This window comes from Marininema mesophilum (genome assembly GCF_900106775.1).
GTDB classification, from domain to species: Bacteria; Bacillota; Bacilli; order Thermoactinomycetales; family DSM-45169; genus Marininema; species Marininema mesophilum.
Genome location: NZ_FNNQ01000006.1, coordinates 64,407 through 78,788, shown reverse-complemented (window position 1 = coordinate 78,788; position 14,382 = coordinate 64,407). Strand labels below are relative to the sequence as shown.

Annotated in this window: 15 protein-coding genes; 4 read left to right on the top strand and 11 right to left on the bottom strand. The window is 43.6% G+C overall.

What is annotated here, in order from left to right; all coding sequences use genetic code 11:
- The first annotated feature begins 79 nt into the window (after positions 1 to 79).
- Positions 80 to 574, top strand: a complete 495-nt coding sequence (locus BLV90_RS07310) for a hypothetical protein (RefSeq protein WP_091738578.1) — start codon at positions 80 to 82, stop codon at positions 572 to 574.
- 384 nt (positions 575 to 958) lie between these two features.
- Here BLV90_RS07310 and BLV90_RS07305 read toward each other — a convergent pair whose 3' ends face one another.
- The 5 genes from BLV90_RS07305 to BLV90_RS07285 all read right to left on the bottom strand — a co-directional run bounded on the left by BLV90_RS07305 (position 959) and on the right by BLV90_RS07285 (position 5,798).
- Positions 959 to 2,155 (bottom strand): SMI1/KNR4 family protein, encoded by a 1,197-nt coding sequence (locus BLV90_RS07305; protein ID WP_177167942.1) that lies wholly within the window; start codon positions 2,153 to 2,155, stop codon positions 959 to 961.
- 258 nt (positions 2,156 to 2,413) lie between these two features.
- Positions 2,414 to 3,187, bottom strand: a complete 774-nt coding sequence (locus tag BLV90_RS07300) for a hypothetical protein (RefSeq protein ID WP_091738572.1) — start codon at positions 3,185 to 3,187, stop codon at positions 2,414 to 2,416.
- 110 nt (positions 3,188 to 3,297) lie between these two features.
- Positions 3,298 to 4,479, bottom strand: coding sequence for a DUF4244 domain-containing protein (locus tag BLV90_RS07295; RefSeq protein ID WP_091738569.1), 1,182 nt, complete (start codon positions 4,477 to 4,479; stop codon positions 3,298 to 3,300).
- A gap of 26 nt (positions 4,480 to 4,505) precedes the next feature.
- The gene (locus BLV90_RS07290; RefSeq protein ID WP_245726290.1) at positions 4,506 to 5,057 is read right to left on the bottom strand and encodes a YIP1 family protein; all 552 of its coding nucleotides are present in this window, start codon (positions 5,055 to 5,057) and stop codon (positions 4,506 to 4,508) included.
- Positions 5,058 to 5,162: 105 nt separating this feature from the next.
- A complete protein-coding gene (locus BLV90_RS07285) occupies positions 5,163 to 5,798 on the bottom strand; it encodes a YIP1 family protein (protein ID WP_091738562.1) in 636 nt (211 codons plus the stop codon).
- Between the two features lie 133 nt (positions 5,799 to 5,931).
- Here BLV90_RS07285 and lepB point away from each other — a divergent pair, with 133 nt between their 5' ends.
- On the top strand, positions 5,932 to 6,426 hold the full coding sequence (gene lepB, locus BLV90_RS07280) for a signal peptidase I (protein WP_177167941.1): 495 nt from the start codon (positions 5,932 to 5,934) through the stop codon (positions 6,424 to 6,426).
- A gap of 69 nt (positions 6,427 to 6,495) precedes the next feature.
- Here the strand turns inward: lepB and BLV90_RS07275 are convergent, their stop codons facing one another.
- The 5 genes from BLV90_RS07275 to gatC all read right to left on the bottom strand — a co-directional run bounded on the left by BLV90_RS07275 (position 6,496) and on the right by gatC (position 10,382).
- Complete coding sequence (locus BLV90_RS07275; RefSeq protein WP_091738556.1) at positions 6,496 to 6,774, bottom strand: hypothetical protein; 279 nt, start codon at positions 6,772 to 6,774, stop codon at positions 6,496 to 6,498.
- 95 nt (positions 6,775 to 6,869) lie between these two features.
- The gene (locus BLV90_RS07270) at positions 6,870 to 7,166 is read right to left on the bottom strand and encodes a hypothetical protein (RefSeq protein ID WP_091738553.1); all 297 of its coding nucleotides are present in this window, start codon (positions 7,164 to 7,166) and stop codon (positions 6,870 to 6,872) included.
- Positions 7,167 to 7,197: 31 nt separating this feature from the next.
- Positions 7,198 to 8,628, bottom strand: a complete 1,431-nt coding sequence (gene gatB, locus BLV90_RS07265; protein WP_091738550.1) for an Asp-tRNA(Asn)/Glu-tRNA(Gln) amidotransferase subunit GatB — start codon at positions 8,626 to 8,628, stop codon at positions 7,198 to 7,200.
- On the bottom strand, positions 8,625 to 10,079 hold the full coding sequence (gene gatA / locus BLV90_RS07260; protein WP_091738547.1) for an Asp-tRNA(Asn)/Glu-tRNA(Gln) amidotransferase subunit GatA: 1,455 nt from the start codon (positions 10,077 to 10,079) through the stop codon (positions 8,625 to 8,627). Before gatA ends, gatB begins: the two co-directional genes overlap by 4 nt.
- A 12-nt stretch (positions 10,080 to 10,091) precedes the next feature.
- Complete coding sequence (gene gatC / locus BLV90_RS07255; protein ID WP_091738544.1) at positions 10,092 to 10,382, bottom strand: Asp-tRNA(Asn)/Glu-tRNA(Gln) amidotransferase subunit GatC; 291 nt, start codon at positions 10,380 to 10,382, stop codon at positions 10,092 to 10,094.
- Between the two features lie 395 nt (positions 10,383 to 10,777).
- Between gatC and BLV90_RS07250 the strand changes: the two genes are divergently transcribed.
- Together BLV90_RS07250 and BLV90_RS07245 are read left to right on the top strand one after the other, a co-directional pair.
- The gene (locus tag BLV90_RS07250; protein WP_091738541.1) at positions 10,778 to 12,850 is read left to right on the top strand and encodes a carbon starvation CstA family protein; all 2,073 of its coding nucleotides are present in this window, start codon (positions 10,778 to 10,780) and stop codon (positions 12,848 to 12,850) included.
- The gene (locus tag BLV90_RS07245) at positions 12,850 to 13,056 is read left to right on the top strand and encodes a YbdD/YjiX family protein (RefSeq protein WP_245726283.1); all 207 of its coding nucleotides are present in this window, start codon (positions 12,850 to 12,852) and stop codon (positions 13,054 to 13,056) included. Before BLV90_RS07250 ends, BLV90_RS07245 begins: the two co-directional genes overlap by 1 nt.
- A 49-nt stretch (positions 13,057 to 13,105) precedes the next feature.
- On the opposite strand, the gene BLV90_RS07240 is transcribed toward BLV90_RS07245, so the two are convergent.
- Positions 13,106 to 14,347 (bottom strand): SGNH/GDSL hydrolase family protein, encoded by a 1,242-nt coding sequence (locus tag BLV90_RS07240; RefSeq protein ID WP_177167940.1) that lies wholly within the window; start codon positions 14,345 to 14,347, stop codon positions 13,106 to 13,108.
- Positions 14,348 to 14,382: the final 35 nt, after the last annotated feature.

Below are 14,382 nucleotides of genomic sequence, written 5' to 3'. Positions count from 1 at the left end.
CCTCTTTCTCCATTCACGACTGCTCCCCGTTCTCTTCGCATAAATTGATTGGTAAGACGAACGAAAAGGAGGAGGATGTATGACCGACGACTTTTCCCAGCTAACCGCTGATCCTGCCGGACCCGCACTGGATCGCATAGAAACCATCCAAAAAACAATGGGTAAAAGTATCCATGCGGAATCGATGATATGCTCTATCAGTGCTCAGTTGGCTACCCTCCCCAACACCCGTGAGCTATCTGGTATTGCCGATGTCTTAAAGGAAAATCCTATCACCTGTAACAATCGATTGACCGCCCAGGGGTGTATCGAGCGATTGGTGACCCAAGACTGGCATGAAACAGTGATCATCATTTGTATAAAAAGCCTCTATACCGCTCGCGATCATGATCGAATCCGACGCGGTTATATGTTAGAAACCCAGCGTGTCGCTCCTCCAGCGATCAAAGCTACTGTGGAAAATTGGATACAATGGTTGGATAACGCGGAGGGTTATCTGCAGGAAACGATGGTGCAAACTCAACAACTGATCGGCTATCGCCGCTGGCATCAACTAACATCCGATCCTTTGTAAAAATAGCCACTTAAAAGGTGGCTTTTTTCACTTCCACTTCTATTGTATGCCCTTCCTAACCATTGGCAAACGCTGAGGATGCGTTAGGGTGAGCTACTTGAGAAAAGTGTTAGATTAGTTAATTTTACCACAGTTGGTATATTCGCGAGAGATCACGAGAGATTTAATGTTAGCACTCTTACCATGGAATGGTCCGTGGATGATTGCCAAATAGCCTATACTTTACAAGTGTGTGGCATTCAAAAAGAAAACCACTTAGTGAGGAAATTCCTCATTAAATGGCTAATGTCTGGAGCATTTCGATTACACTTTTGTCGGTCACTTGATTCACTCATGCCACAGTAGCTTCCCTTGTGTATAACGCACCCAAGGTAAAATCCATTCTTATTGATAGCGAAGATACTGCAAAAAGCGGGCAAAGCTACTGTTCACAGGGTGAAAGGCATCCTCAGCTTGCGACCATAATACTACCGTTACTTCTTCACCCTGGTAGCTATGACATAGGATATCCCCATTTGTGCACATTGCAAATGGAAAATGTTTTGTATCAGCAAAGTGTTCCTGATAGATCCTCCGTACACTATCCTCTGCATCCAAGTCAATTAGCTGGAGCAGATGGCTTACTTCTGCTCGTGCCCGATTGGTATAGATATAGGGAGCTTCAGGAGTCCCACCTTCGTGCTCCAACACCAGCTTTTTATAGGGGGTGGGAAACGTTATCTCCCACTCCTTTTCCAATTTGAACAGTTGTTGAGCAATTCTTTCCCTCAATTCCGCGGTTGTATCCCTTCTCCATCCCATTAAGTTAGAAAGGGAGCGCAGAAATACCCGGAAATGATCGGCTAGATGAATAACTTGTTCACTCTCATCCTCTTCCTCAAGATCCACGATTACAATAGCAGGTTCACCTGCATTTACCCGATAATCAAGACAAAGTAAGCCCCTGTCTGAATTACCAAAGGGATATAGCCCAGCAGGTAATTTCTCATCCAACTCAATCTTGGCTGAAAAGTCCATTAAGCGTAAGAATTCTCCCCACCGCTCTTCATCAAGTGGAAACTGATAAGGGAGTGGCCCACCACCATTACAAGAAAGGATGATCTCCTTCAGATCTTCGGGAAGTTGAACACCCCATACCTTCTCCAGTTTCTTTAGCGGATCCAGTGCCACATCCGATTGTTTATCTTCCCATTCTATTTCAACAACACCGAGCAACTGATCCACGTTATTGGATGAAATAGAGTCGGGGGGCAATTGGCTACGATAACATGGAACGTCATCAGGCATCTCCATTAAGGAATGGATAAATGCCACCCCCTCTTCTATCACCTTCTTCAACTTTCGCCAACTCTCTGCATTCTTTTGAAAAGGTTCTTCTCGCTTACCAGATACCACTCGGACGATAAAACAACCTTCACCAGAACCGTACCAACCCACATCGAGATAAAATTTCCCTTGCAAATACATAACCAATAGCAAATCCTCACCAAGGAACAACTCCGGAAGCGAAGCATCCCGATCAACAAAAGACAATGTATCATGGATAATCGTTCCCCGACCGAAATCAATCTCATCTCTCATAAATCTTTTGCTCACTCCTCTCATAAGAATCTACCTGGAAAGTGATGCTCAACATAAAGAAGATCCTTGAAGGATCCTCTTTATGTTTACAATTTCTACGTTGTGATATTTTACTAGTCAAGGAAGGAGAATGCCTTAAATCCAACAAGTTTGTATATAGTCCCACCAACGAATGAAGCTGTTTTTCACTTCGTAAAATCTTCATCATGGATTATCCTGACTAATCAACACGCCTGTAGCAATGCAAAAATAACATAATCATATGATTATCCGATAAGTATATATATAACTATTGTAATTATTTTTAATTTCAGATGAAGTAACTGCAACTTTATTATATTTATCATCATACGGCAAAAATGAAACTCTCATAAATATAAATCCACTATCCGGTTTTAATACATCAATTTTTTCACTTCCCTTATAGACCAAAATACAGTCTTCGGAAACGATAATGCTTATATCTTCATAAACGATGATATCATGTACATCGAATTTATCAGGGATATTGATGGAAAATAGATTTCTTTCTGCCAAATTCATTACATGCAATACATTTTGATCGATTTTATAAATATTATTGTGCGTTTTTTTATACTTATTAAGGTCATTTAAATGGAATGGTAATTCCTTAGAATTGATATTTGATATATCTTGACTCTTGTTATTAAATTTAAATAAAGAACCCTCTGAATCTATCAGAATAAAACCACCATCTACCCATGAATGTACATCTACAAATATTTTTCTATTCAATGGTTTTATCACATTTAAGAAGTCATTTTTCAAATCCACATAAACTACACTATCATTATCAGGGCAATTTAGTATTAATTTACTTTCTTTGTTGTTAATAAATACAGAATGGATTGCTATATCATCAAATACATCGATAATATTTATAGTTTCCAAATCGTTGTCAAGTATTTTCAAACCTTTATATTCATTATTAATAACAATCTTATCTGATACTACTTCAGTTATATACAAATCATTTTCCTTTTCATTTCTTTTTTTCAATTCTTTTAACAAAATACAGGTCCCCTTTTTATAAATTTATGTATGGTTTCATCATGAAACCATACATAAATTTATTTTTTATTTTCTATTATCAGTGTTATGAAACCAAGTGTATATTCTTCTTATTTCGGGAGGGTTCTACCAGAAACCGCTGTACCTGGTATTAATTCGCCCGTAAGTGGATCTCCTTTACCCATATGAATCCCTTGGCTGTTATATATCTCTAAATGAGCTCCTTCCCCCCTATGCAAGGTATCACGATGGTAAAAGAACTTCCCTTTTTTATACACTTGAGCTCCTTTCATTCGTTTACCCTTTACTCGTTCAAATCCTCCTTTTCCTAAAATTGTCTGCGAATCAGTTGGGACATCATTATCTCCCCATGTTCTGTCCTTCGTCTTACCCGCTTCCTCCTGCTCCTTCGCTTTCTTCTCTTCTTTTTTCTTCTTGACCTTATCTAATTCTTCATCAATTTCTTTCTTCCGATCCAGTGTATCCTTTTTCAATTCATCTTTTTCTGCCTTCGATAGATCATCCATGCCATCGATTTCATCCAGTTCATCCTGTAAATCTTTTTGTTCCTGCTTTAGCTGTTTTTCAACATAATCATCACAGGCACAAGGCTTCTTCCTTGCCTTCTCCAGGGCCTCGCTCATTTTCTTCCGTTTGTCAGCGATTTTCTTGATAAACTCTGGTTTTACCTTCGATACTGCCTTCCCACCATCGATTAATTTCTTCCCATACTTTAATCCTTTTACCGCTTTCGCTGCGGGTAACGGGATGACTGAAACACAACTTAATCCTCGATCAAATCCAGATACCTCTTGCCCATCGGTATCTTTCCCTTTAAAGCAACCGGAGAGATCATCAAGGACAAGGAAGTCTGCCGTTTCCTTCGCACCATGCTTTACATCCTTCCATGCTTCACCGGATGTGACGTAATCCACGCCTCCCTTGACAGGGTCTTTAACATATTTATCAAACCAGCCCTTATCCTCTTCCTTTTCCTCTTCCTTTTCCTCTTTAGGAGGTTCCGGTTTTGGAGGTTTTGGTTCGGGGTTTGGAGATGGTTTAGGCGTCGGACCCGAATTACTCCCCTTGATGGACGTCACTTTCCCATTGATCGCGTCCGTAACCTTTTGCTTTACTTGTGTTTCTGTTTTTTCGCTACTTAAGGCTGTATATAAAAATCCCGCTAACACCGCTGCAAAGACGAGAATAACTACATATTCGACAGTAGAAGCACCCTTTTTATTGCTAACACTTCCAATCCATTCTTTTAATTGATCGCGCCAACTATTCATTTAAGAAATCCTCCATTAATGATGGACTAGACCGGGAGCAACACGATATTAAATAACATCTTTGATACCAGCCAAACCAATCCAACAGAACAAAGAACAACCACCATTCCCAGCCATGATGAAAGCTGATGAGCTTCCCCTACCACCCGGAAACTCAATATGTAAAACCACACTGCTGTTACTAGATCAATGAGGACCGTTAAAAAGTAAACGACGAGTGTATATAAATTACTATCCACATGGGGCATCTCATTAGTAAACATCTCTTCTTTAAATAGACCCCATTGAGCACACCATAATACGAATTTAAAAACGTAGGGGATAAAAGAAACCGCTACAGCGATTTGAACCTTCTCCCATGTTCCCTTTCCGCCAAATACTCTTCCAAGCCCATAAAACAGGGCTGAATACGTTAACCACAACAAAGGCCCAACCCCAACTCCCACACCGATAATGAGAATAATGAGTGTCCCCATTCCAAAATAATCCCCATAATCATGGAATGAGGCTTGATCGAGGGTAAAGGAAATACCATAAAGGACGATTAAAATTACTAGAAAATACCATGGCAGGCACATCTCGTAGAAGGATCGAAGAGATTTCCTTGGAGCAATGACATAACGCAAACAATGCCGGAGAAGATTCTTCAACAAATTCACCTACGTGATCTAATTTAAAATCCCTTAGAGTAACAACAACACGATAGGACCGCCAATTAATAAGAACACCAACGTTAGAACCACACCAGTCAGTAGCACCAAGCCAAAGCCTGCCCAGGAGGATAGACCGTACACCTCGCCTATGCCTTTGGACAATACAGCCACGGACCAAGCCACTAAAATAAAATCAATCAGATAACATAAAACAATCAGAGCAACTAATGTAAGACTCTGATCAATCATCGGTGTTTCTGGGGTGAAGTTTTCCTGACCAAAGGCAAAGATTTTCACGATCCATAGGACGAATCCCCATACATAGGGCACATTAGAAAGGGAGACCGCTTTTTTAAGGTCCTTCCACTCGGCTTCCAAACCTAACACACGTCCCACCAGGAGAAGTGATCCACTCAACATCCACCACTGTAAAATACCAATAAAAGATCCAATAAAAAGTGCCCAAAATAAAATAGCCCCAACCGGAACTTGGTCCCCAAAATTTTGTATGTTTGCATTGTCTAAAACAAACTTCATCCCACTGACAATCACTAAAAACCAAATCCACTTAGACAAGTCTTCTTGGATATACTGCCTTACTGTCTCTCGTGGATGACTCCACATCGATAACCATGGGTTTCGTTGTTTTTCATCTAGGTAACTCATCTCTCATCCACCATTCTCTGATTGCTAGAAAATGAAAACTTTTTCCTATCACTCTGAATTATATTACATAAAATTAATATTTCAAGTTATACTGACAATTAACGAAAAAGCATTTTTTATGGGGGAAACTTCATTGGAAAAAATAATAAAGACGCTACTTGGCGTCTGGTCTTTATTTCTTTTATGTCTACTTATTTTGTCTCGTAGTTATGACCTCTATGTAATCGTTGGATCTAGTATGAAACCAACCATTCACTCGCAAAACACCGTAATAGCAGAGCAAGATCCCGATAATTTCGCACGCAGGGATATCATCCTCTTCCAGCCTCCAGGAACTACTCGACTATATGCGAAACGAATCATTGGATTAGCGGGGGATCGCATCAAGGTGAACCACCATCGCATCTATGTAAATGATCATCAAACGGTGTCTCCAACTTCCCGTACAAAAAAGTACGATAGCTTCCCTCTCCGTTTAGTTCCCCAACACCACTTATTTGTCATGGGAGATAATCCAAAACAGAGTGTTGACAGCCGTGATTTTGGGCCTATTTCTCAAAATACTGTAGAAGGTCGGATCGTAGGAGTTTTACAACCATGGTCACAATTTAGGATATTCAATAAATGATTGTCTACATAAAAAGCCCCCTCAACAGTAAACTCATTTTTCTTCGTGTGACTGTTAACGGGGGCTTTTTTAATATACCTCATACCCAACTGGATCACTGATCGAACTGGATAAAGTTAAGTTATTCCTTGATTGCTCCAGCTTAGCCAAGCTTTGGCTAACCTCATCCGTTTCTAATTCTTCCTCTTTCATCATAGCTTCTAAATGGGATTTCGCTTGTTCTAATTTTCGCTCAGCCTGTTGGATCACTTGGGGATCTGCTGAATTTTGAGCGACACGAACAAATTGAACTGCTTCATTGGCTATTTGTAAGGCTTGATCGATTCCTTGATCTCCTACATCTTGCATTGGCGATCCCTCCTTAAAGCCCTATTCTTTCTCCATCCGACTATCCTATACAAAAGAAAAACTGCCCTGAAGGTTATTCGGGACAGTTTGATCGATTAATCATTGAGACGCCTACGGGATTGTAATGCAAAGTAGGCAAAAAGGAGGCTGATCACACCAGCGAAGGAGTGGTTTGGTGCAAAGAAAAATTGGAGCATCGCACTTCCTACAAGTAGCAAGGCAAGCAAAAGATACACCTTGCGAGAAAATGGATTCCCACGGAATTCAAATAGGATCACAAAGAAATACATCCCGATTACAAAATAATGAAGGGCCAAGGGAGGCTGATCTTGTAATGTATAGCCCCCCATTACGAGGGAGATCAGAACCGTGGCTGCGAATAAAAACTGCATACAAACACCTCGTTTTCCCTCAACTGAAAGGTCATAAACCAATCTCTTCGCGAATTAGCTTATTGACCAGCTTCGGGTTGGCTTTTCCTTTGGTCGATTTCATTATCAACCCTACCAAAAATCCTTGGGCACGATCTTTCCCGTTCTTCAAATCCGTCACCGATTGGGGATTCGCAGCGACTACTTCTGCTACCATTTCCCGTAGCTTTCCTTCATCACTAATTTGAACCCAACCTTTATCTTCTACGATCTTGCTAGGGTCTCCACCCTGCTCAATCAATTCCTTAAATACTTTCTTCCCAATCGTACTACTGATCGTCCCTTTTTGGATCAGTTCAATCATGCCTGCGAGAGACTGAGCCGTGATCGCTGTTTCACTCAATTCCTTATCATGGGTATTCAGATACCCGAGGAGTTCACCAGAGATCCAGTTGGCAGCCGCCTTGGAATCGGCCCCCTTCTCCGTAACTTCATCAAAGAAATCGGCAATCGACTTCGTAGAGGTCAGAAGCTCAGCATCGTAAGCAGATAGTCCAACCTCTATATAGCGAGTACGGCGAGCATCTGGTAGCTCAGGAAGAGTCGCTTGGATCGATTCTTTCCACTCTTTATTGATCAAAAGCTGTACAAGGTCAGGTTCAGGGAAGTAGCGATAATCATGGGCTTCTTCCTTGGAACGCATCACCTTTGTACGGTTTTCCGTCTCCAACCAGCGCATGGTTTGCTGAGTAACCTTTTCTCCACGATTTAACACTTCTGCTTGACGGGTTTGTTCATATTCGAGGGCCCGCTCCACGTTACGGAAGGAGTTCAAGTTTTTCATTTCTGTCTTAGTGCCAAACTCTTCTTGGCCAAGCGGTCGTAAGCTGATATTGGCATCACAACGAAGGGAACCTTCCTCCATCTTTACATCGGAAACCCCGGTATATTGAAGGATCTGCTTCAGCTTCTCCAAATATGCCCGTCCCTCAGCAGGGGTACGTATATCCGGCTCTGAAACGATCTCAATCAACGGGACACCCACTCGGTTATAGTCTACCAAGGAGCCGTCACCATTTTCCGAGTGATTCAGTTTTCCTGCATCCTCTTCCAGATGAACACGGGTAATGCCTATGCGTTTCTTTTTCCCCTCTACCTCAATCTCAATCCAACCACCCTCACCGACCGGCTTATCGTACTGAGAGATTTGGTAGGCTTTTGGAAGGTCGGGATAGAAGTAGTTTTTACGGTCAAACTTGCTGGACTCAGCAATCTTACAATTAAGAGCAAGGGAAGCTTTAATCGCAAACTCCACTGCTTGTTTGTTCAACACAGGCAGTACACCCGGATGACCGAGGCAAACCGGACAGGTATGAGTGTTGGCAGGTGCTCCAAATTCAGTAGCACATCCACAAAAAATCTTGGTCTTTGTGGACAGTTCAGCATGGACCTCCAGACCGATCACTGTACCGTATTGGGTCATGAAGCGTCACCTCCAATAACAGGTGCGGAAAGCCGTTCTCCATGTTGTTCATAGGCATGGGCTACCTTAAGTACCCCAGCTTCATCAAAGGGTTTCCCTACGATCTGTAAACCAACAGGTAATCCATCAGCCAAACCACAAGGCACACTAATCGCCGGTAGGCCTGCAAGGCTTACTGGGATAGTACAGATATCGTTGAGATACATCGTCAAAGGATCGGATGTTTTTTCACCTATTTTAAATGCGGTGGTTGGGGATGTAGGACCGATTACCACATCATAGTCGGCAAAAATTTTTTCAAAGTCCTGGCGAATCAAGGTGCGCACCTGTTGGGCTTTTAAATAATAAGCATCATAATAACCAGAAGAGAGTGCATAGGTTCCCAGCATGATGCGCCGTTTTACTTCAGCGCCAAACCCAGCACTACGTGTGCGACAATACATATCAATTAGGTTTTCCCCATCGACACGGGTACCAAAACGGACTCCATCATAGCGCGCTAGGTTCGATGAAGCCTCTGCAGGAGAGAGAAGATAATAGGTGGCGACAGCATACTCCGCATGTGGAAGAGAGACTTCCTCCACTTCAGCACCCAAGTCGTTTAGGACTTTAAGCGCTTGCTTCACCTTCTCCTTTACGCCAACTTCTACACCCTCACCGAGAAATTCCCGGGGCACAGCCACTTTAAGTCCTTTTACATCCCCAGTCAAAGCAGAGGTGTACTTCACATTGTCCACTTCAGCGGAGGTGGAGTCACGATGATCATAACCCGCGATGGCTTCAAGAACATGGGCTGCATCCTCAACGGTAGGCGTCAATGGACCAATCTGATCCAAGGAGGAGGCAAAGGCTATCAGGCCATATCGTGACACACGACCATAGGTAGGCTTTAATCCGACTACACCACAAAAAGCAGCCGGTTGACGGATCGAACCTCCTGTATCCGAACCAAGGGCAAATCGCACCTGACCTGCAGCAACAGAGGCGGCCGCCCCACCACTGGAACCACCTGGAACTCTGCTTAAATCCCACGGATTACGAACGGGAAAGAAGCCTGAGTTTTCGTTGGAGGAACCCATTCCAAATTCATCCATATTCAACTTTCCTACCATATTAGCACCAGCATAGTAAAGTTTATCCATCACCGTAGCATCATACACAGGGGTATAATCACCGAGGATCTTACTACCTGCGGTCGTCAGTACATCCTGGGTAGAGATGTTGTCCTTAATCCCAATAGGAAGAGCAACTAAAGGACCTACCTCTCCCTGCTCATCTAATTTGTTTGCCCGAGCCCGAGCCCCTTCATCATCTATTTTTAAAAAGGCACCTAGCTTTCCCTCTGTTTCCTGGATACGAGCTAGTGAAGCCTCAACGAGGTCGGTTGCGGTAATTTCTTTTCCTTGTAACCGTTTATGTAACGAACCTATCGGCTCTTGCAACAAAGACATGGTGTTCCTCCTTTACTCTTCGAATACAGCAGGGACTTTAAACATCCCATCCTTTTGTTCTGGAGCATTCGCAAGTGCTTTTCCCCGATCAAGGGAGGATTTTCTTTCATCCTGGCGCAATACATTAGCCATCGGGAGTACATGGCTAGTTGGTTCCACATTCGTCGTATCTAATTGATTCAACTTCTCTGCGAAACCCAAGATGTCGTTCAACTGTCCGGTATAAAGCTCTGCTTCTTCCGAAGTTAAGTAAATCCGAGCCAGTTTGGCGACGTGTTCTACCTTTTCCTTGGAAATCGACATCTTCGCTTCACCTCCACAAGTTACCTATATGACAAATGACAAACCGTGAAAACACAAGTTTTCACTACATCCCGCTCGGTTGTCCAATCGGATATTGACAGTATAGCACAAACATCTAAACTTCTACTCCCTGCCTCTGTGACAAGAGCATGGAGGATGGTCTATCCTCTCTCTAAAACGATTTTTTGAAAGCGCTGACAATCAGCGTCACGATCAGTTATTATATAAGGACTAACTTTCCATAGAGGACTTGCTGAATCCACGTAAACTCCATCATTCAGGGATCTCCATGGAAAGCTACTTTCAATAAATGGGTCAATTGAAATTATCTTGTTAATTATAAGTATTGATTCATTCATGTGTTAGCTGCCTACTATAGAATGGAGGAATAAACATTGAAAAATAAGTGGGTCTCCTTTCTCATTTGGGCGTTGATTTCTATCCTTGGTGGAGTCGCCTTTGGCTTACTTGCTCTTTCACAAGGAGAAAGTATTAACGCTATCTGGTTATTGATTGCCGCAGTATGTACCTATGCCGTGGCCTACCGCTTTTATAGTCGTTATATCGCGAGACGGGTTTTTGAATTAGATGACAGCCGCAAAACTCCAGCAGAAGTAAATAATGATGGCAAAGATTTTGTACCTACCAATAAATGGATTCTCTTTGGCCATCATTTTGCAGCCATCGCTGGTGCAGGTCCCCTAGTAGGCCCCATCCTAGCAGCGCAAATGGGATACCTCCCTGGTACACTTTGGATTATCGTCGGTGCAGTGATTGGGGGAGCTGTGCAAGACTTCATCATTCTTTTTGGCTCCATGCGTCGCAATGGGAAATCCCTTGGGGAGATTGTTCGGGAGGAGATCGGGCCAGTCGGAGGGTTTATCGCTCTGTTTGCCATCCTCGGCATTATGATTATCCTCTTAGCCGTTCTCGCCCTCGTCGTTGTACAAGCTCTTGCCAATAGTCCTTGGGGGATGTTCACCCTAGCAATGACTATCCCAATCGCTTTATTAATGGGAATATATATGCGTTTTCTTCGGCCGGGTCGTGTATTAGAAGCCTCAATTATCGGCTTTGCTATGCTCATGCTTTCGCTTTGGGCGGGCCAATATGTCGCCCAAGATCCTACCTGGGCCGCCCTCTTTACCCTTGAGCCAACAACGATTAGCATGCTTTTGATCGCCTATGGCTTTATCGCCTCGGTGATCCCAGTGTGGCTCCTTCTCGCACCAAGAGACTACCTGAGTACCTTTCTAAAAATCGGGGTGATCTTTGGCCTCGCCTTAAGTATCCTCTATGTCATGCCAGAACTTTCGATGCCCGCTCTCACCCCCTTCGCTCAAGGAAATGGACCTGTTTTCTCAGGAAACCTCTTCCCCTTTGTCTTTATCACCATCGCCTGTGGTTCTATCTCTGGATTTCACGCCCTCGTCTCCTCAGGGACGACTCCCAAAATGATTCGCAGGGAAAGCCAAGCGCGCTTTATCGGCTATGGTGGGATGCTTACGGAGTCCTTCGTCGCTATTATGGCATTGATCGCCGCTTGTATTCTCACTCCAGGCATCTACTTTGCCATGAATAGCCCTGCTGCGGCGGTAGGTACGGATGCTTCTCAAGTGGCATCCACCGTCTCCTCCTGGGGCTTTTCCATTACACCCGAAGAACTAACCAATATGGCAAAGGACGTTGGGGAGGAGAGCATTCTCTCTCGGACAGGTGGAGCCCCTACCCTTGCAGTCGGTATGGCCAATATATTCTCTCAAATCATCGGTGGAAAATGGTTAATGGCCTTCTGGTATCACTTCTCGATTCTCTTTGAAGCTGTATTTATTCTGACGACGATCGATGCTGGAACACGAGTCGGTCGATTTATGTTACAAGATCTGCTCGGCCAATTTTCGAAAAAATGGGGGCAGACCGACTGGCTTCCGGCTAACATCGTCACGAGTGCATTGATTGTAGCGGGTTGGGGCTATTTCCTCTACCAGGGAGTTGTCGACCCCCTAGGCGGAATCAATACACTCTGGCCGCTCTTTGGCATCTCTAACCAAATGCTCGCTGTGATCGCCCTTGTTGTTGGTACCACGATCCTCATTAAAATGGGGAAGGTTCGCTATTCATGGGTTACCTTAATCCCAGCCGTATGGTTAACGACGGTTACTATGACAGCTGGTTGGCAAAAACTATTTAGCCCCGATCCAAAAGTCGGCTTCCTTGCCGCCGCAGATAAATATAATGCTGCTGTTGAAGCTGGTAAAGTCCTGCCCCCTGCTAAATCGATCAGTGAACTTAAACAGATCGTCTTCAATAATCAGGTGGATGCCGCTTTGACTGCAATCTTTATGCTCCTAGTCACAGCGATCATCCTGGATGCGGGTCGGGTGTGGTATAAAAAACTGATTCGCAAAGAGTCTCTCCCCCTTGCTGAATCCCCTTATATTCCGTTGAAAAAAGGAGAGGTCAGCTGATGAGTTCAATTCTTCATTCCTGCATCCGAGCAGTCCACGGAGTAGCCGATTACTTGAACGCCATCGCAGGTGTACCCAACTATGAACGTTATCTGGAGCATTTTAAGCGGGAACACCCTGGTGAAACGCCACTCACAGAAAAAGAGTTTCATAAGAAGGCAACCGATGAAAAGTATGGTGGAGGTAGCATCCGCCGCTGTTGCTAGAGAAAAGAACCCGCCCCCCTATTTAGGGGTCGCGGGTTCTTTTCATCACTTACCGAAACCATTTCAAATTGATCGCATTGGCCATCTCTTGATAACCAGCATCTCTTGGGTGAAGATGATCCCCTGAATCATAAGCAGGTCTCAACCGACTTGGATTCGATGGATCCCGCATCACTTTATCAAAGTCCACAACTCCATCCGGTACACCACTGTTGCGAATCCAATCATTTATTAGTTTTCGTGTAGCTTCCCCTTCTGGTGTATGGTAAGTTGCTCCTCCAAAAGGAAGAATGGTTCCCATATAAACACGAATACCTTGTTTATGTGCCTTCTCAATCAACTGACGATAGCCCTTGATCAGTGTATCTGGATCATAATTATGAGGCAAATGACCGATATCATTAACGCCTTCTAAAAGGATGACATCAGATACCCCTGGCTGATTCAATACATCCCGTTCAAAACGATCCAACGCCTTAGGTCCGTAGATGGGATCATCTCGTAAGACCTTATTCCCTGAAATTCCTGCATTTAATACAGATCGTTGAATTCCTTCTCTGCGAAACCGCTCTGCTAAATAATCAGGATAGCGACGATCACTATTTCCAGTTGAACCTACACCATCCGTAATCGAATCACCTACCGTCACAACGGCTTTTTTTGTCTGATCCACGGGCTGTACATTCACTCCGGATAACCAATACCACGAGGTAATAGGAAATGTATAGTTATCTCCATTCAAATCGAATGTATGATTGCCTTTTTCTGAGATATAGGAGATCTGTCTCGCTATTCTGTGCCAACTAACAGGCCCACTCGCTTTTGGAACAAACATGCTGACCGCTAGTTTTTCATCCCGGGAGATCTGTAGAGATATTGGATCACTTTGAATCTCTTGCCCTACTGGCACGATGACAGAATTTTTTCCATTGAAGGTTACTTTACGTAACGTATCAGGTAAAACTTCAGCTCCAGACCCTGCAACAGCGATAGACACATCCTGGAAGGTGATCGGCATTTTACCGTAAGCGTTCGATATGCGAATCTGTACCTTCTCCCCATTGATATGGGGCTTGACGATCATCCGTACTGTCTGATTTTTAATACCCACCAATGCAACACCTGAGGGATATTGATGAGCAGCCGTCCAAGCTCCTACCCAATTCGTATTTTTAGGTTGGAAACCTACTGCTCGTTCTACTGCTCGTTCCTTCGGTCCCATGTTGTTCACAGCCAACCCAACTACTACAATGGTCACCAGTAGTAGCCCAAACCGTATCCAACGTTTCATACTACAACCTTCTCCGTTCTTAATAGAATGAATCA

Bases quoted from the DNA above. Each gene is read 5' to 3' on its own strand.
- gatA (WP_091738547.1), bottom strand. From the start codon at position 10,079: ATGTCTTTGTTGCAAGAGCCGATAGGTTCGTTACATAAACGGTTACAA.
- BLV90_RS07240 (WP_177167940.1), bottom strand. From the start codon at position 14,347: ATGAAACGTTGGATACGGTTTGGGCTACTACTGGTGACCATTGTAGTA.
- gatC (WP_091738544.1), bottom strand. From the start codon at position 10,382: ATGTCGATTTCCAAGGAAAAGGTAGAACACGTCGCCAAACTGGCTCGG.
- BLV90_RS07290 (WP_245726290.1), bottom strand. From the start codon at position 5,057: ATGTGCCTGCCATGGTATTTTCTAGTAATTTTAATCGTCCTTTATGGT.
- BLV90_RS07285 (WP_091738562.1), bottom strand. From the start codon at position 5,798: ATGAGTTACCTAGATGAAAAACAACGAAACCCATGGTTATCGATGTGG.
- gatB (WP_091738550.1), bottom strand. From the start codon at position 8,628: ATGACCCAATACGGTACAGTGATCGGTCTGGAGGTCCATGCTGAACTG.
- BLV90_RS07270 (WP_091738553.1), bottom strand. From the start codon at position 7,166: ATGCAGTTTTTATTCGCAGCCACGGTTCTGATCTCCCTCGTAATGGGG.
- BLV90_RS07245 (WP_245726283.1), top strand. From the start codon at position 12,850: ATGAGTTCAATTCTTCATTCCTGCATCCGAGCAGTCCACGGAGTAGCC.
- BLV90_RS07295 (WP_091738569.1), bottom strand. From the start codon at position 4,479: ATGAATAGTTGGCGCGATCAATTAAAAGAATGGATTGGAAGTGTTAGC.
- BLV90_RS07275 (WP_091738556.1), bottom strand. From the start codon at position 6,774: ATGCAAGATGTAGGAGATCAAGGAATCGATCAAGCCTTACAAATAGCC.
- BLV90_RS07310 (WP_091738578.1), top strand. From the start codon at position 80: ATGACCGACGACTTTTCCCAGCTAACCGCTGATCCTGCCGGACCCGCA.
- BLV90_RS07305 (WP_177167942.1), bottom strand. From the start codon at position 2,155: ATGAGAGATGAGATTGATTTCGGTCGGGGAACGATTATCCATGATACA.